The organism is Pseudomonas sp. GW822-FHT02E03 (assembly GCF_058802325.1).
In genome coordinates, this window is sequence record NZ_JBXAOA010000067.1 from 1 (window position 1) to 17408 (window position 17408).

General features: G+C 58.8%; 16 protein-coding genes. 7 read left to right on the forward strand and 9 right to left on the reverse strand.

Features of this window, described 5'->3' with window-relative positions:
- Positions 1-162 precede the first annotated feature (162 nt).
- Positions 163-597: a Z-ring associated ZapG family protein gene (locus tag AC1RQB_RS26825; RefSeq protein WP_007905278.1), complete on the reverse strand. Its 435-nt coding sequence runs from the start codon at positions 595-597 to the stop codon at positions 163-165.
- Positions 598-742: 145 nt separating this feature from the next.
- Between AC1RQB_RS26825 and AC1RQB_RS26830 the strand changes: the two genes are divergently transcribed.
- The 3 genes from AC1RQB_RS26830 to zapE all read left to right on the forward strand — a co-directional run bounded on the left by AC1RQB_RS26830 (position 743) and on the right by zapE (position 3940).
- Positions 743-1375, forward strand: a complete 633-nt coding sequence (locus AC1RQB_RS26830; protein WP_063342564.1) for an alpha/beta hydrolase — start codon at positions 743-745, stop codon at positions 1373-1375.
- Positions 1376-1399: 24 nt separating this feature from the next.
- Positions 1400-2755 carry a tryptophan--tRNA ligase gene (locus AC1RQB_RS26835; RefSeq protein WP_063342565.1) on the forward strand — a complete coding sequence of 452 codons (1356 nt, stop codon included), beginning with the start codon at positions 1400-1402 and terminating at the stop codon, positions 2753-2755.
- A 90-nt stretch (positions 2756-2845) separates the two neighbouring features.
- Positions 2846-3940, forward strand: a complete 1095-nt coding sequence (gene zapE, locus AC1RQB_RS26840; protein WP_008072122.1) for a cell division protein ZapE — start codon at positions 2846-2848, stop codon at positions 3938-3940.
- Positions 3941-4208: 268 nt separating this feature from the next.
- Here zapE and AC1RQB_RS26845 read toward each other — a convergent pair whose 3' ends face one another.
- From AC1RQB_RS26845 to AC1RQB_RS26860, 4 genes are all read right to left on the reverse strand, one after another.
- The gene (locus tag AC1RQB_RS26845) at positions 4209-4913 is read right to left on the reverse strand and encodes a hypothetical protein (RefSeq protein ID WP_008070431.1); all 705 of its coding nucleotides are present in this window, start codon (positions 4911-4913) and stop codon (positions 4209-4211) included.
- A gap of 136 nt (positions 4914-5049) precedes the next feature.
- Positions 5050-5565 carry a DUF6622 family protein gene (locus tag AC1RQB_RS26850; protein ID WP_063342567.1) on the reverse strand — a complete coding sequence of 172 codons (516 nt, stop codon included), beginning with the start codon at positions 5563-5565 and terminating at the stop codon, positions 5050-5052.
- Positions 5566-5632: 67 nt separating this feature from the next.
- Positions 5633-7159, reverse strand: a complete 1527-nt coding sequence (locus AC1RQB_RS26855; RefSeq protein ID WP_207267400.1) for a sensor histidine kinase — start codon at positions 7157-7159, stop codon at positions 5633-5635.
- Entirely contained in the window at positions 7156-7872 is a 717-nt protein-coding gene (locus AC1RQB_RS26860; protein ID WP_063342568.1) for a response regulator transcription factor, read from the reverse strand. The genes AC1RQB_RS26855 and AC1RQB_RS26860 overlap by 4 nt, the downstream gene beginning before the upstream one ends.
- Positions 7873-8026: 154 nt before the next feature.
- On the opposite strand from AC1RQB_RS26860, the gene msrB reads away from it, so the two are divergent.
- Genes msrB through msrA form a run of 3 tightly spaced genes read left to right on the forward strand, consistent with a single transcriptional unit; the run spans position 8027 to position 11123 of the window.
- Positions 8027-8542: a peptide-methionine (R)-S-oxide reductase MsrB gene (gene msrB / locus AC1RQB_RS26865; protein ID WP_063342569.1), complete on the forward strand. Its 516-nt coding sequence runs from the start codon at positions 8027-8029 to the stop codon at positions 8540-8542.
- 43 nt (positions 8543-8585) lie between these two features.
- On the forward strand, positions 8586-10373 hold the full coding sequence (locus AC1RQB_RS26870) for a cytochrome c biogenesis protein DipZ (protein ID WP_063342570.1): 1788 nt from the start codon (positions 8586-8588) through the stop codon (positions 10371-10373).
- A 42-nt stretch (positions 10374-10415) separates the two neighbouring features.
- Positions 10416-11123: a peptide-methionine (S)-S-oxide reductase MsrA gene (msrA, locus tag AC1RQB_RS26875; RefSeq protein WP_063342571.1), complete on the forward strand. Its 708-nt coding sequence runs from the start codon at positions 10416-10418 to the stop codon at positions 11121-11123.
- Between the two features lie 6 nt (positions 11124-11129).
- Here msrA and AC1RQB_RS26880 read toward each other — a convergent pair whose 3' ends face one another.
- Both AC1RQB_RS26880 and AC1RQB_RS26885 read right to left on the reverse strand, forming a co-directional pair.
- Positions 11130-12143 (reverse strand): sensor domain-containing diguanylate cyclase, encoded by a 1014-nt coding sequence (locus tag AC1RQB_RS26880; RefSeq protein WP_063342572.1) that lies wholly within the window; start codon positions 12141-12143, stop codon positions 11130-11132.
- A 136-nt stretch (positions 12144-12279) separates the two neighbouring features.
- Complete coding sequence (locus AC1RQB_RS26885) at positions 12280-13185, reverse strand: LysR family transcriptional regulator (protein ID WP_063342573.1); 906 nt, start codon at positions 13183-13185, stop codon at positions 12280-12282.
- 102 nt (positions 13186-13287) lie between these two features.
- Between AC1RQB_RS26885 and AC1RQB_RS26890 the strand changes: the two genes are divergently transcribed.
- On the forward strand, positions 13288-14463 hold the full coding sequence (locus AC1RQB_RS26890; RefSeq protein WP_063342574.1) for an aspartate aminotransferase family protein: 1176 nt from the start codon (positions 13288-13290) through the stop codon (positions 14461-14463).
- Between the two features lie 50 nt (positions 14464-14513).
- Here AC1RQB_RS26890 and AC1RQB_RS26895 read toward each other — a convergent pair whose 3' ends face one another.
- Entirely contained in the window at positions 14514-15080 is a 567-nt protein-coding gene (locus AC1RQB_RS26895; protein ID WP_063342575.1) for a P-loop NTPase family protein, read from the reverse strand.
- Positions 15081-15096: 16 nt separating this feature from the next.
- Entirely contained in the window at positions 15097-17034 is a 1938-nt protein-coding gene (locus AC1RQB_RS26900) for an alkaline phosphatase D family protein (protein WP_063342576.1), read from the reverse strand.
- Between the last annotated feature and the right edge of the window lie 374 nt (positions 17035-17408).

The window sequence follows — 17408 nt, forward strand, 5'->3', positions numbered from 1 at the left end:
CGTCAACAGTCAGAATCGAGCCTTGTCCCTCCTCCTCCCTTCAAGTCCTACCATACAAGCGAGCCTGCTCGCGATGGGGCCGGTACAGACCATCAAATCAGAAACAAAAAAGCCCTCGAACAATCGCTTGTCCGAGGGCTTTTTGTGTCGCGCGAAACCTGATTATTTCTTCAGGCCGTAATGCTCGTCAAGCATGCCCGGCGCGTTTGGGGCTTTGGGGGCGTAGTCGCGAGGCGGTTCCTGATCGCGCGGTGGCGTCAGGCGTTCCCGTGGAGCCTGCGCCGCGTCGGCGTGCAAGGCAGCCAGCAAGCGTTGGCGAGTCTGCTCGTCCAGGGCCAGACGGTTGGCGCCCTCGGCGAGATGATCCTGCACTTCCTGATAGCTCGCAGTCAGTTTCTTGACCAGGTTTGCAGTGCTGTTGAAGTGGGTGACCACTTCGTTCTGATAACTGTCAAAACGTTCCTGAATGTCATCCAGCTGACGTTGCGTGCTGCTCGGCGCGGCATTCGGCACCAGGCGAGCGATCAGGAATCCAATGGCGACACCCACAACCAGGGCAAGAGTCGGCAACAACCAAACTAAGAGCGAGTGTTCCACGAGTCCTTCCTCTATAAACGGCTTTGCTTTACGTTAACGGCTCAAACCTGCGCTGTATACCGCGATTCACTCGCAATAGAATTGGCACAGACAATTGGCTAGACGAGTCGACCCGATTCGAGGTCACGGAGTTCCTTCCTTGCTTATGCGCGAAACCCCTGTAGTGATTGATGGCCCGGTCGGCCAACTGGAAGCCCTGTATTTGGCTAACAACGAGCAACCACGCGGCCTGGCGCTGATTTGCCACCCGAACCCGGTGCAGGGCGGCACCATGCTCAACAAAGTCGTCTCGACCTTGCAGCGCACCGCGCGCGACGCCGGTTTGATTACCTTGCGGTTCAATTACCGTGGCGTCGGTGCCAGTGAAGGCGCGCACGACATGGGCACTGGCGAAGTCGACGATGCCCAGGCGGTGGCCGAATGGCTGCGGGCCAAACATCCTGACTTGCCCCTGACCCTGTTCGGTTTCTCCTTCGGCGGATTTGTTGCAGCAAGTCTCGGCGGACGCCTGGAAGCCAAGGGCGAGCAACTCAAGCATTTGTTCATGGTCGCGCCCGCTGTCATGCGCTTGGGCGATCAGGATCAACTGCCGCAACAAGGTACATTGACCCTGATCCAGCCGGAAACCGACGAAGTCATCGATCCGCAGCTCGTTTACGACTGGTCCGACGCACTCGATCGCCCCCATGAGCTGCTGAAAGTGGCAGAATGCGGACACTTTTTTCATGGCAAGCTGACCGATCTCAAGGATCTGATCCTGCCGCGTCTTTCGAATTGATTGCAGTCTGACAAGCGACTACCCATGACGACTCGTACCCGTATCCTCACCGGCATCACCACCACCGGCACGCCGCACCTGGGCAACTACGCTGGCGCTATCCGTCCGGCGATCATCGCCAGCCGTGACAGCAATGCCGATTCGTTCTACTTCCTGGCCGACTACCACGCCCTGATCAAATGCGATGACCCGCTGCGCATCCAGCGCTCGCGTCTGGAAATCGCCGCGACCTGGCTGGCCGGTGGCCTGGACGTGGACCGCGTGACGTTCTATCGCCAGTCCGACATCCCGGAAATCCCTGAACTGACCTGGCTGCTGACCTGTGTTGCCGCCAAGGGCCTGCTCAACCGCGCCCATGCCTACAAGGCCTCGGTGGACAAGAACGTCGAGACCGGCGAAGACCCGGACGCGGGCATCACCATGGGCTTGTACAGCTACCCGGTGTTGATGGCTGCGGACATTCTGATGTTCAACGCCCACAAGGTGCCGGTCGGCCGTGACCAGATCCAGCACGTGGAAATGGCTCGGGACATCGGCCAGCGCTTCAATCACTTGTTCGGCCAAGGCAAAGAATTCTTCACCATGCCCGAAGCGCTGATCGAGGAGAGCGTCGCCACCTTGCCGGGCCTCGACGGTCGCAAGATGTCGAAGAGCTACGACAACACCATTCCGTTGTTCAGCAGCGCCAAAGAGATGAAAGACGCGATTTCGCGGATCGTCACCGACTCCCGTGCCCCGGGCGAAGCCAAGGATCCGGACAACTCACACCTGTTCACCTTGTTCCAGGCTTTCGCTACGCCGGCACAATCCGACGAATTCCGCAGCGAATTGCTCCAGGGCCTAGGTTGGGGCGAGGCAAAGAATCGTCTGTTCCAGCTGCTCGACAGCGAATTGGGCGAGTCTCGCGAGCGTTATCACCAGTTGATCGAACGCCCGGCGGATCTGGAAGACATGCTGCAGATCGGCGCCAAAAAGGCCCGCTCGGTTGCGACGCCGTTTCTTCACGAACTGCGTGAGGCGGTCGGCCTGCGTTCTTTCGTCGCTCAGACCCAAGTCGCAGCGACCACCAAGAAGAAAGCCGCGAAAGCCGCGCGCTTCGTCAGCTTCCGTGAAGACGACGGCAGTTTCCGCTTCCGTCTGCTGGCGGCCGATGGCGAGCAACTGCTGCTGTCGCGCAACTTCTCCGACGGTAAAACCGCAGGGCAAGTGACCAAGCAACTGCAATCCGGTCAAGCCTTGGACGTGCGCAGTGAAGACCTGAGCTTCAGCGTCTGGCTGGAAGGCGAGTGCGTTGCCGACAGCCCGGCCTTCGCCGACAGCGCTGCTCGCGATGCTGCCATCGGTGCTTTGCGCGTTGCCCTGACACCGGTTCAGGAATAATCAACGGCTCGGTCCGACCAAGGGCCGATTGCCATTCCCACGGGCCGTCGCTACAGTGACGGCCCGTTTTTGTTGCCTTGCTAACGAATTATGACGCCCCTAGAACGATATCAAGCTGATCTGAAACGCCCGGAATTCTTCCATGACGCCGCCCAGGAAACTGCCGTGCGCCATTTGCAGCGCCTGTACGACGATCTGGTCGCGGCCTCGCAGAACAAACCGGGCCTGCTCGGCAAACTGTTTGGCAAGAAAGACCAGGTACCGGTCAAGGGCCTGTACTTCTGGGGCGGCGTGGGTCGCGGCAAGACTTACCTGGTCGACACCTTCTTCGAAGCGCTGCCGTTCAAGGAAAAGACTCGCACTCACTTCCACCGCTTCATGAAGCGCGTGCATGAAGAGATGAAGACCCTGGGCGGTGAGAAAAACCCGCTGACCATCATCGCCAAGCGCTTCTCCGACGAGTCGCGAGTGATTTGTTTCGATGAGTTCTTCGTCTCCGACATCACCGACGCGATGATTCTTGGCACGTTGATGGAAGAGTTGTTCAAGAATGGCGTGACCCTGGTCGCGACCTCGAACATCGTGCCCGACGGCCTGTACAAGGACGGCCTGCAGCGTGCGCGTTTCCTGCCGGCCATTGCGCTGATCAAGCAGAACACCGAAATCGTCAACGTCGACAGCGGCGTCGATTACCGTCTGCGTCACCTCGAGCAAGCGGAACTGTTCCACTTTCCGCTGGATGAAGCCGCCCAGGAAAGCCTGCGCAAGAGTTTCCGGGCCTTGACGCCGGAATGCACGGCAGCCATCGAGAACGACGTATTGGTGATCGAGAACCGTGAAATCCGTGCCGTGCGCACTTGCGATGACGTGGCCTGGTTCGACTTCCGCGAACTCTGCGACGGCCCACGCAGTCAGAACGATTACATCGAACTGGGGAAAATCTTCCACGCCGTGTTGCTCAGCGATGTCGAACAGATGAGCGTCACCACCGACGACATCGCCCGACGCTTTATCAACATGGTCGACGAGTTCTACGACCGCAACGTGAAGCTGATCATTTCTGCCGAAGTCGAGCTCAAAGACCTCTACACCGGCGGTCGCCTGAACTTCGAGTTCCAGCGCACGCTTAGCCGCTTGCTGGAAATGCAGTCACACGAGTTCCTGTCCCGGGCGCACAAGCCGTAAGTGATGACAGATAGGAAAAAGGCCTGCAGTGATGATGCGGGCCTTTTTTATTGGGTTGTCCTGATAGACCGCGTCGCCACTTTCGCGAGCAAGCCCGCTCCCACACGGATCGACATTGCCACAATTTTTGTGCTCGATGCCGAGCTAATGTGGGAGCGGGCTTGCTCGCGAAGGCTGCGCCGCGATGTATCAGAAAAAAGTTAATAGGCGAACAGACAATAAAAATCCCCGCTCTGATGGCGGGGATTTTTGTGTGCAGCGTATAGCGTTACTGCGCGGCGATGCTGTAGCCGTCGAACGCGGTTTGCTGCTGAAGCGCGGTGATGATGTTCTTGCGGTTGACCGCTTGTTCGGCCCCGGCATTGTCCAGGAACGTTTCGCTTTCCAGCTCGGCTTCATCGCCTTCGCCGACGAAAGTGAAGCCCAGGAATTCCAGCGCTTCTCGGTCAACGTTCAGGCGCGAGCGCGGGGTGCGCAGGGGCAGGGTGACGCTGATGCCGTCCTTGCTGATGGTGAACACTTCGACGTCTTTCTTGGCGCGAGCCGCTTTGCTTTTGCCGCTGCTCGGGTTGCTGATGGCCTGGTGAGTCTGGTTCAGTACCTTCAGCGCCAGGCCGTAGACGATTTCCTGGAACGCCGGGTCGTCCTTGAAGCTGGACAGAATGCGACTGATCGGGAACTTGCTGCTCAGGTCTTCCAGGGCAGCAATGTCGGCCGCTTCGGCATCTTTCAGTTGCTTGAGTTCACCCATCAATTCGTAGGCTTTGTCGTCGTCGAAGCTGTCATGAGCCTGGCGAATCGCGGCGCGCAGTTCGCGGATCTGGTCGCTTTCCCGGGTGGATTGAAAAGCGTCCAGAACCATCTCGCTGATGGTCTTGGCCTGAGGCACGTGTTGTGAAAGATTGATGGAGTTTTCGTATTCCGCTTTGGACGACAAGGTGACTACGGATTCAGCGGTATTGGAATCGGACATTGAAATTTCACTACTTCTTTTAACTTGGATTGAGGCGAGAAAGCACGAAGCCTTTTCAGGCCGCCTAATCTATTGGACCGAGGCTGCGTTGTCACGGATGAACAGGTGGCTGGTCAGCATTTTTGGCGAGGGATTTTTAACTGGCAGCCATTTTGGGGCGTTGCGCCTGAAGCTCCAGCAACAGCCGATAAAGTTTCAGCGACCGTCCGCAGATCAATCCATAGACAAACCCCGACGCTGAAGCCTTGAACAGCAACACCTCAAGCGTAGCGGCCTGTTCTGGATGCACGTCGTCCTGATAACCGAAGTAAAAGTTTACGGCAAAAAACAGCTGGTAGAGCACCAGCGTCTTCCAACTGCCAGGCATGATCAACCCGGTTTCCGGATCATCCAGTTCCACGCCCTTGCGTGAAAAAAACACCAGCGCCGAGAGGCTGCCCAGCAGAAACGTGACCAACCAGCAACCCACCGAGAGCTGAGGGTTCAGCGTGAGGTCCAATGAAAACAGGGACCATGCCAGCAAGGCCGGCGGAGTGACAAGTAATGCGGATTTGCTTTCATGGGTCGGATAAAGCGCTTTGACCCCGAAGTAACACAACACCAAAAAAATCACGTAAACCCACAGCGGGGTGTTTTGCAGGGTGATGAGCATTGCGCAGCGTTCCTTGCCGAAAAATGAGGACCTGGATAATAGCCGTTGCTATGGCCAAAGCTGTCGACTATTTCCTCATTGCGTTCGGATTCGTCGACCGAACGGCCCAGTGCTCGGCGGTCTGCTCATCCACCGGTAACGAGAAGCGAAAGGTCGCGCCGCGTCCGGGAATATCTATCAGATGGATCTCTCGACCGTGCAATTGCAGGATCCGGTGCACGATCCGCAGCCCCAATCCGCCATCGCGCCGTGCGCCGCCAATGTTGAACGGGCGCAGGAACAGACCTTCGCGCAGTTCGGGAGCGATTCCCGGGCCGGTATCGCTGACGGTGACTTCGATGAAAGACCCTTGAGGGCGAAGGCTGAGTTCGATTTCTCCACCTTGGGGCGTATGGCGCAGCGCATTGTCGAACAGGTTGGTCAGCACCCGCTCGATCAACCCAAGATCTGCGCAGGCTGCCGAGACGTTGGGGGCGAAGGTGGCCTTGAGTTCGATCTGGCGCGCTTCGGCGCTGAGTTCGAATTTCTGAAAGATGTCCTGCACCAGATCGGTCAGCGAAAAGCGCTCCAGCACCGGTTGCACGAAACCGTGCTCCAGCCGCACCAGTTCCAGCAGCGATTGCGCCAGGCCACCGACCTTGCGGCTTTGATCCAGGGCGATCCCCAGATAACGACGGCGATCGGCGGGGGACAATGTGGCGTCTTTGAGCGACAAAGTTTCCAGGTAACCGTGCAGTGAGGCCAGCGGTGTGCGCAGGTCGTGGGAGATGTTCGCCACCAGTTCGCGACGTTCCTGCTCCTGGCGGGTCAGCGAGCACCATTGTTCTCCGAGGCGCGCTTGCATCTGCCGGAAGGCGGCGTCGAGGATGGCAATTTCATCGTGGCTGGCGGCTTTCTCTACCGGCTCTGGCTCGGGCAAGGAGGGCGCCGCCGACGGCACGCCGTTGATATCGAACTGACTGACTTTTTCGGTCAGGCGGCGCAATGGCCGGGTGATCAGGCCAAATGCGGTGAGGCCGGCAATCAGGCACAGCAACGCCACCAGCCCAATGGACAACAACGCTGTATTGAGCGCCGCGCTGGTGGCGCCGCGTTCGGCGAAGCGATCGTGTTCTTCACTGAGCAACACTACATAAAGATAACCGGCCGGCTGACCATTGACCCGCAACGGCGCAGCGCTGAAAACCTTGCTGCCATCAATGCTGCGCGGATCGTCGCCGAGAATCGGCAGGGCTTCGCCTTTGAGCAAACGCAGGATTGGCGCCAGGTCGACTTGCTCTCGGCGTATTCGACCCTCGGGCGCGGCGCTGCCGACAATTCGCCCCCCGGTGTCCAGCAGATAGACCTCGACACTGGGGTTGACCAGCATCAGCTGGCTGAACAATTCGCGCACGGCATTGGGCATCGGGCCATTGCGGTCCATCAGCACGGTGTCGTGGGCGATGTGTTGCGCCAGATCCCGCGACAACCCCTGCACTACTTCCAGTTCATGCATCTGGTTGGAGCGCACCTGCATCCATGCCGAGGTGCCGCAGCACACCAGCAACAGCACGGCGAACACCAGGGACAGGCGTTGGGTCAGGGTCAACCTCATGGCTGTTCTCCGCTCGTCGCGAATTTGTAACCACGACCCCACACGGTGAGGATGCGCGCCGGTTGCGCCGGATCGGCCTCGATCTTGGCTCGCAGGCGGTTGATGTGGGTGTTGACCGTGTGCTCGTAGCCTTCGTGGCTGTAGCCCCACACCGCGTTGAGCAGGTCCATGCGCGAGAAAACCTTGCCGGGCTGGCGGACGAAGAAGTACAGCAGGTCGAACTCTCGCGGCGTGAGGTCAAGACGACGGCCATCGAGGGAGACTTCACGTGTGATCGGGTCGATGGACAGGCCATCGCTGATCAGGCTGCCAGCATCCATTTTCAGGTTGCGGGCCATGGCGTCGACCCGTCGCAGCAATGCCTTGACCCGTGCCACCAGCTCGAGCATGGAAAAGGGTTTGGCCAGGTAGTCGTCGGCACCGAGTTCCAGCCCCAGAATCCGATGGACTTCGCTGGAGCGCGCACTGGTGATGATGATCGGTGTGTAGCGAGTCATGGCCCGGGCGCGGCGGCAGATTTCCAGGCCGTCGACGCCGGGCAGCATCAGGTCGAGAATCAGTGCGTCCCAGCTTCCTTGCTGCAGCAGTCGCATGCCCTCATCGCCATCGGCGCAGTGCACCACCTCGAACTGCTCATCGCGAAGATGCAGGCAGATAAGGTCGGCGATAGGCAGGTCGTCCTCGACCACCAGGACGCGTTTGGTCGGTTCCATGGAGCTCAATCCCTCGTGATGCAATGAACAACATTGTGCGGCTTTTCCTGAGGCTGAGTTATCACGAATTGTTTAACTCCTCGTGAGGATTTGGCGATCAACTCAAGCCTAGGCTGTGTTCCATGCAAGGCATCTGGAATTTTGGAGAAGGCCCATGTTTTCACGGCGACAGTTTCTTGTAGCGAGCGGCGGGCTGGGGGCTGCAGCCCTGGTGGTCGGTGTATTGCCAAAATTTTCCGCAAGCGTCTCGCTGATTGATGAGGCCCGCGCGGAGGAGGTTTTCGAGGTGACCCACAGCGATAGCGAATGGCGCGCCAAGCTCAGCGCCGAGCAGTACGAAATCCTGCGCGAAGAGGGCACCGAACGGGCCTACAGCAGTCCGCTGAACAACGAGCACCGTAAAGGCGTTTTTGCCTGCGCCGGTTGTGATCTGCCGTTGTTTTCTTCCGACACCAAGTTCGACAGCCGCACTGGATGGCCGAGCTTCTGGGCGCCACTGGACAACGCGGTGGCCACTCGTCAGGACCGCTCCTTCGGCGTGCTGCGCGAAGAGGTTCATTGCCGTCGTTGCGGCGGTCACTTGGGCCATGTCTTCGAGGACGGGCCAAAGCCCACCGGTCTGCGTTACTGCATGAATGGTCTGGCGCTGACTTTCAAGCCACAGGCGTAATCCATGGGCACTTCCTTCCACTCACTTCACGCAGGTCAACGTTATGTGGCTTCTGGTCCTCGCTTATCTCGGTGGTGTGCTGACGATCGTCAGCCCGTGCATTCTGCCGGTATTGCCCTTTGTCTTCGCTCGCACCGGACAGCCGTTTATCAAGAGTGGCTTGCCGCTGCTGGCGGGGATGGCGCTGACCTTCGCGCTCGTCGCCTCATTGGCGGCGGTGGGCGGCGGTTGGGTGGTGCAAGTCAATCAATACGGTCGCTGGCTCGCGTTGCTGTTCGTTGCACTGTTTGGGCTGACGCTGTTGCTGCCTCGGTTGGCCGAGCGCCTGACGCGACCATTGGTGGCGGCCGGCGGTCGGCTGTCGGAAGCCGCGGCTCTCGATACCCGGCCGCGCCCCGGCGCTTCGTTGCTGATCGGTGTCGCCACGGGCCTGCTTTGGGCGCCCTGCGCCGGGCCGATTCTGGGCCTGCTGTTGACTGGCGCGGCGCTGCAAGGGGCAAACATCGCCACCACCTTGTTGCTACTGGCTTACGCGGCCGGCGCCGCCACCTCTCTCGCCGCGGCATTGCTGCTGGGCGGTAAAGTCTTCGCCGCGATGAAGCGCTCGATAGGCGCAGGCGAGTGGCTGCGTCGAGGCTTGGGAGGCGCGATGCTGGCGGGTGTAGTGGCGATCGCCTTGGGGCTGGATACCGGGATTCTGGCGCGGGTCTCGACGGCATCCACCGGCGATATCGAGCAGGCGCTGGTAAATCGGCTGGCCGGTAAGTTGCCGACCGGCAGTGGGGCGATGATGTCGCAGATTCCACGGGGCGGCGATCAATCCGTCGGCAGTATGAAAATGACCGCCAAGATACCGGGCGAACTGCCGATTGAAGGCAACCTTCCATCGCTGGACGGCGCTGTGCAATGGCTCAACTCTCCACCTCTCACCGCCCAGGCCTTGAAGGGCAAGGTCGTGCTGGTGGATTTCTGGACTTACTCCTGCATCAACTGCCTGCGCACCCTGCCGTACGTGAAGGCCTGGGCCGCGAAGTATCGTGATCAGGGCTTGGTGGTGATCGGCGTCCATACGCCCGAGTTTGCCTTCGAACGTGATGTAGGCAACGTCACCAAAGCCATGAAAGACCTGGGCATCACTTATCCGGTGGCAATCGATAACGACTACAAGGTCTGGCGTGCTTTCAACAACCAATACTGGCCTGCCCACTATTTTGCCGATGCTCAGGGGCGCATTCGTTATCACCACTTTGGCGAGGGCAAATACGCCGAATCGGAGCGAGTGATTCAACAACTACTGCATGAGGCGGGCGCCGAGAAGGTTGCGGACGGGCTGATCAATGCTCGTGCCGAGGGCGTCCAGCTCGCCCCGGACATGAGTGAAGTGCGATCGCCGGAAACCTATATCGGCTACCGACGGGCGGAGCATTTCGTTGCTCAAACCGATCTGGCACCAGACAAGATGACGGCCTATAGCCCGCCGTCCCGACTGGCCCTCAATAACTGGAGCCTGGAGGGCCAATGGACGGTCGGTCCGGAGCGGGCCGTTTCGAACGCATCGGCCAGTCGAATCGTCTACCGCTTCCACGCTCGCGATCTGCATCTGGTATTGGGCCCCGGTGCTGATGGCAAACCGGTGCGTTTCAAAGTACTGATTGACGGCAAGCCCCCAGGTAATTCTCACGGTGTCGACGTGGCACCCGATGGCAGCGGCAGCGTCATCGAGCAGCGGTTGTATCAACTGGTACGCCAGACCGCAGGCGTAAAGGACCGGACATTCAGCATTGAGTTTCTCGATCCGGGTGTGTCGGCGTATGCATTCACCTTTGGTTGATAACCGTTTGGTTGATAGCCCCATTCATTCAGGAGACAAGCCATGAAAACCCTATTTAACTGGCGTCGCACCCTACTGGGATTGGCCGCAGCCAGTTTTATCGGTCAGTGCGCCGCGTTTTCTTTCGCAGGCGCCGAAGAGGCGGTCATCATTGCGCCACCAACACTCGACGAGAACACTGAAGCCCGCAGTGAAACGGCAATTTTTGCCGGCGGTTGCTTCTGGGGCGTTCAAGGGGTATTTCAACACGTCAAAGGGGTGAAGAACGCTGTCTCCGGTTACGCGGGTGGCACAGCCGACACCGCTCAGTACGAGCGGGTCAGCAATGGCGATACCGGTCATGCGGAGGCCGTCGAAGTCACCTACGATCCGGCTCAAGTCAGTTATGGCAGCCTGTTGCAGATCTATTTCTCGGTGGCCCATAACCCCACCGAACTCAACCGCCAGGGGCCGGACCGCGGTACTCAGTATCGGTCGGCGCTATTCCCGAAAAGCGCCGAACAGCAACGCGTCGCCCAGGCTTACATCGCCCAGCTAGACGCTGCCCATTCGTTCAACAAACCCATCGTCACCAAACTGGAAACCTACAACGGTTTCTACCCGGCCGAGGAAGAACATCAGGACTTCCTGACCGAACATCCGACGTATCCCTACATCGTGATCAATGACCTGCCGAAGGTGGCGCAGTTGAAACAGTTGTATCCGGATCGGTATCAGGAGAAGCCGGTGTTGGTGAAGGCAGGCATGTAGGCAAGCTCACCCCGAAATCACATTCTTGCCCGCAATCTTCGACCGATACAGCGCCTGATCGGCCCTGGCCAGCAACCCTGTCTGTTGCTCTTCTTCAAAGCGTTGCACCACGCCAAAACTCATGGTGACTTGATAGTCCCCGACCGGCAGCAAGCTCGACAGGCTGTGACGGATTTTTTCAGCGAGTGCCCTGGCGTCGGCCAACAAGGTATTGGGCAGGATCATGATGAATTCGTCACCGCCCCACCGTGCCAACAGATCGCCTTCGCGCACGCAGTGCTTCACGCTCTCGATCACCTGCACCAACGCCGCATCACCCAGGGCGTGGCCGTAGTGATCGTTGATGTTTTTGAAGTCATCGATGTCCATGGCGATCAGCGACAGGGGTTGGCGAAAGCGTTGGGCGCGGTCGCATTCCTGGGGCAGGGCCTTTTCCAGGCGATAGCGATTGGCGATGGAGGTCAGTACGTCGGTTTCCGCCAGTTTGCGATTCTCTTCGAGTTGAATCTGCAACTGCTCATTGACCCGAGACAACTCACGGGTGCGTTCTTCGACGATGGCTTCGAGGGATTGATTGCGCCGTTCCATTTCTTCGAACAGGCGTTTCTTGTCTTCGATACTGCGGTGCGCGCCGACCATTCGTGCCACCGAGCCGTCGGCATTACGTGCCAGCACATAGCCGCGATCTTCGATCCAGGTGTAAGTGCCATCGCGCATGCGGCAGCGATACTCGGTTTGATAACCGGGTGCGCGCTGATTCAGGTAGTCATCAAACAGCGCCATGACCCGCGAGTAATCGTCGGGGTGGATCACGTTTTCCCAGGTCAGCACAGTGTTATCCAGGGAATGAGGTGGATAACCGAGCATCTCGTACCACCCGGGGTTGCGGTAGACGAACCCGGTGTTGGCGTTCCAGTCCCAGATGCCATCGCTGACCAGTTCCAGAATGGTGTGCAGCATGTCTTCGTTAAAATCTGACAGATTGAACTTCAACGGCTCGATATTCGATGCCTCACCCATCATCGGTCTCCCTGCCGAACTGATATCAACGTGACTCGCCAGTCGGGGAGATTAGTTCATGGGGTATTGCCCCTGCTAGAGGGGCGTTCTCAATTAGTTTCCCCAGCGCGGCGGGGAAACTATATGAGAGCGCCCGCTACTGCTTGCCCCACCTCTGCAGCGCAAAATCGACGAAGCTGCGCAATTTCGGCAAACGGTAGCGGTCCTGGGCGTACACCAGGTTCATCGGCCGACTCGGCAGTTGGTAGTCCTGCATCAAGGCCACCAGTTTTCCGTCCTGAAGGTCCTGCTCCACCAAGGCATCGGGCACCATCACGATGCCCATACCGGTGCGCGCCGCTTGGTGCAGCCCCGCCGAACTGTTGATCAGCATCGGCCCGCTGACTGCCACCATGACTTCGCCTTCAGGTCCTCTCAGGCGCCATTGTTTGGCTACCGAGTGCCAGTCGTCTCCGGCCGGGTAGGCGAAGGCCAGGCAGTCATGGTTTTGCAGGTCGGTGGGTTTTTCAGGAGTGCCCCGGCGCGCCAGATAGTCCTTCGATGCGCACAGGGTCATCGTGTAGTCGATGAGCGGGCGGGCGATCATGTTGGACATCTCGGTAGTGCCCAAGCGAATCGCCACATCGAAACCGTTGTCGAGCAGATCCAGGCGCTGGTTGGTCAACACGACGTCGAGTTTGACCTGCGGGCAGCGCAAGGCGAATTCGCTCAAGGCCGGCGCCAGCCGTTCGGTGCCGAAGGTCAGCGGTGCGGTGATGCGCAGGGTGCCGCTCGGCTCGTCGAGGGTCTGTTCGGCCAGCCGTTCGGAATCGGCCACCAGCCCCAATACCTCAAGGCAACGTTGATAGTACGCCGTGCCGAATTCCGTCAGCCGCTGGCGTCGTGTCGTACGGTTAAGCAGGCGCACACCCAGACGTTGCTCCAGGGCCCGAAGATGATAGCCGACCATGGTCGTGGACATTTCGCACTGCAAAGCGGCGGCGGTCATGCTGCCGGCTTCCACCACTCTTACGTAAACGGTCATTGCCTGGAACAAATCCATTATCAAGCCCAGCTTTAAAATGATTGAAGTGTTGCAGTGTTTATCCAGCTCAGGTGGCTAACCATACTGCAAAAACACCGACTATTAATGGAGTTTGATGTCATGACCGCCGCCTGCCTGATGAGCACTTATCAACCCTTGGCCCTGAGTTTCAGCAAAGGCCTGGGCACGCGCTTGTGGGATCAGGCCGGTCGCGAATATCTGGACGCGGTGGCGGGCGTAGCGGTGACCAACGTCGGCCATTCCCATCCGCGAATCGTGGCAGCCATCAGCGAACAGGCCGGGCTGTTGTTGCACACCTCCAACCTGTACAGCATCGACTGGCAACAGCGGCTGGCGCGGAAACTGGTTCGGCTTTCCGGCATGGATCGGGCGTTCTTCAACAACTCTGGCGCCGAAGCCAACGAAACCGCGCTGAAACTCGCGCGGCTTTACGGCTGGCACAAAGGCATCGAGCAGCCGCTGGTGGTGGTCATGGAAAACGCCTTTCACGGCCGTACGCTTGGCACCCTGTCCGCCAGTGACGGCCCGGCGGTGCGTCTGGGGTTTAACGAATTACCGGGGGACTTCATTAAAGTGCCATTCGGCGACCTCGCTGCGCTGGAGGCGGTCCAACAAGCCCACGGTCCACGCATCGTGGCGATTCTGATGGAGCCGGTTCAGGGCGAAAGCGGTGTGCAAGTGGCACCGCCCGGATATCTCAAAGCGGTACGCGAACTGTGCAACCGGCGCGCCTGGCTGCTGATGCTCGACGAAATCCAGACCGGCATCGGTCGCACCGGCCAGTGGTTTGCGTTCCAGCACGAAGGGATTGTCCCGGACGTCATGACGCTGGCCAAAGGCCTTGGTAACGGCATTCCTATCGGGGCCTGTCTGGCCCGGGGAAAAGCCGCCGACTTGTTTACCCCCGGCAGCCACGGCAGCACGTTCGGCGGCAACCCGCTGGCATGCCGAGTGGGATGCACCGTGCTGGAAATCATTGAAGAGCAAGGGCTGCTGGAAAACGCCAGACTGCAGGGCGAACGCTTGCTCGCCAGATTGCGCATCGAATTGGCCGATGATCCCAACGTTCTGGCGATTCGCGGCCAAGGTTTGATGATCGGCATTGAACTCAAACAACCGATTCGCGACCTGACCCTGATTGCAGCCCGCGATCATGGACTGCTGATCAACGTGACACGGGGCAAGACCATTCGCCTGTTGCCACCGCTGACGATTGATGAGCGGGAAGTGGAGATGATTGTCAGAGGAGTTGGTCGGGCGGTGAGCGCAGCCTGACTTCTATTGGATGTACGCATTCTCTCTGTAGGAGCAGCCTTCGGCGGCTCCTACAGAATCGGTGTCTGCGTCAGTGGAATCAGGAGCAATCGGTCGATTTGTTGCACTGTGCTGACGAAAGCCGTGACTTCATCCCGATTCATCAGTTGAAGTTTCGAACCGCTAAACCCTTCGAACAAGCGCTGATGCGTGGCAAATTCACTGGACCCTTGGCGAGTACGGTAGCTGCCGGCCCATTCCAGTAACGCTATCAGTAACTCGTCATGCTCATCGCGCTTCGCCTCTCGCTGGCGAATATGGTTGACGCAGTCTTCATCTTCCAGACACAGCCAGATCAACGCTGTCGCCTGCTCCACAAGTTCACTGATCATCCAGTCGTAAACACCCTCGATAACCCAGCGCTCTCCACTCGCCGCCACCCGCGCCATTCCCAATGCTTCGGCGCGGGGACGAGCGATACTGTGTTCATCGGATACCCAGTGAATCAGGTCGAGATCGATCCAGGGTACTTGCAAGTGCTCGGCTAGTCGTTTGGCCAGCCAACTCTTGCCCGAGCCGGAATTGCCGATGATCAGGGTTCGGGTGAGGTTCATGGTGTGCGGGTAATGATTGCTCATGGCAACTCGGGCAAAGTCAGTCAGCCGCTTCGGAAGTTTCAGGCGCAATCATCCGCGTCTTCGGCGATCCATCCGCATTGAATTGATAAATATCCTGCGGCTGGCCTTTTTCATTGAAGAACACTTGGCCGATTCCTGCTGAGTTCCAAAGCCGCTCGCCGGCTTCGGCGTGTTCGGGGATGTGCGGAACAATGCGCATGCGCCGGCGCTTGGTCAGCCAGTTCAGCGGCGAACGGGGCGAGTAGAGCCAGCGGTTGAGGCGGTCGAACCATTCGAGCAGCGCTGGCGGAAACTCGTTTTTGATACCGCTGCTGGTGATCTGCCAGATTCGTGGGCCAGCCTTGCGGTGTCGGATCAATACTTCGTAGACGAAGGAATAATGCACATCACCGGACAGCACCACGTAGTTACCGGGAGTGCGGGAGTGTCGGAAAATGTTCAGGATTACCTGGGCGGCGCCGCGATGGGCCATCCAGTTTTCGGCGTCCACCAACAGTGGATAACCGCACCAGCTAAACACTCGTTGCACGGTCTCGATCAATTTGACGCCGAAAATCGGCGCCGGCGAAACGATGATCGCCGAGGGGTGATCGAGCAATTCCTGCTGCAGCTCGCTGAGCGCTTCCCAATCCAGCAGACCGGACGGTTGCTTGAGCGTCATTTCGCTGCGCCAGCGCCGAGTGCGAGTGTCGAGCACCACCACCGCAGGGCGAGTGGGCAGCACGTAATGCCACTTCTGAAAGGTCAGCAGCTCGTCGATCAAGCTATCCTGGACATCGCTGTCCAGGTAAGGAACTTGCCCCGAGGCACTCAATAGGCGGGTTTTTTCCAGCATGCAGCCAAACGCGTCCGGGTTGTTGCCCCAGCCTTGGCACAGCATATAAGCGAGCAGCGCGTTGCCGATGATGCGCTTGGAGAACGGATGGCCGTAGGCCGTTTCCTCCCATTGCGCGGAAAGATTCCAGTCATCGGTAATGTCGTGGTCGTCGAAAATCATCAGGCACGGCAGGTGCGCCATCGCCCGCCCCACACCACCCAGTCCTTTCTTGAATTCATCGATGCGCGTCTGCTCCAGGGCATAACGCTTGCGCCGTTCGGGCGTCAGTGCCGGTGGTTGCGGCGCGATCAGTGTCCAGGACGTTGGCGACCATACTAATAGGTACATGGCCATGACCTCGGCGAAGGTCACCAAATGGTTGTCGGCGCTGCTACTGGTAAAGATCGGCTTACGCGCTCCACCGAAAAATCGTTCGCGCAGGGTTTCGTTGCTCTCAAGCGCCGGTAACAAATCCGCACGATGGTAGTAACTGGCAGGATGCTCGTAGAGTTTGGCGCTGTCGCTGACCACTGCACCGTCGAGGTGTTCGCCGAACAGCCCCAGGCGCTGGATCAAGGCATGAATTGCCCGCAACATCGGCCCCGCGACATCATCTGCATATACCTGATCGCCGCTCATCATTAATAGCGCGGGGCGCTTGCAAGCCTCCGGCTCTGACTCCAGCAATCGATCGACGCACAGCAAACCATCAGCCGCCGGATGGTGAGGTTTACGGCAGGAGCCATGCAGCAATTGATCGATCCGCGAGCGCAACACGAAATTCGGACATTGCGCCTCGCCATATAGCAGATGAGGCGCCCATTCGAGAATGCCCGACTGAGTGCCATCCGCGTCGGTGATCAGCAGGTCGTACTCGATCAACGTGTCGCAGGGCAGGGCGGCATCCAGTGGCACATCTATCAAATGAATGAAGGCATGAGTACCGACCGGGATAACCGTGCGTTGTCCCGCATCGAGACTGATGTCGACTCCTTGCAGGCGCAGCGTCAGCGGCAGCGCACGCGACCCTACCAACCACAGTACCAGCCGCGTGGGTTCCAGGCGCCGTAACAGCGGACCGACGAGGACCGGTGGCAATAGGGAGTGATCGGCGGGCAATGGCAAAGATACGGACATCCGGGTTCAAGACTCTTGGTGCAGAGAGGCGGGCGATGATAACGCAGCTAGTGGTGAGGATTGTCTGATGGCCAATGGCTTATGCCTGAATCTGTAACAGATGATCGCCTCGCGAATACATGTGCCATAGGAACTGTAACGGACGCATGCTGGTTTCACCCTGTCCACATCTGGGTGTGTCGATGAGTAAAGCAGGGCTGCTTAATAGAGGCAGAAATCAGTACTCACCTTGAGAGGTTTCGTTAAGGGAAAAATTAATCGCAACAGGTGGTTGACCACGAAATAAAATGCTGTACTATTCGCCTCCCGCTAACGAGAGATCGGAAGCGCAAGTGGTTGAAGTTGTTAAAGATTTCCAAGCGAAACTTTGAAAA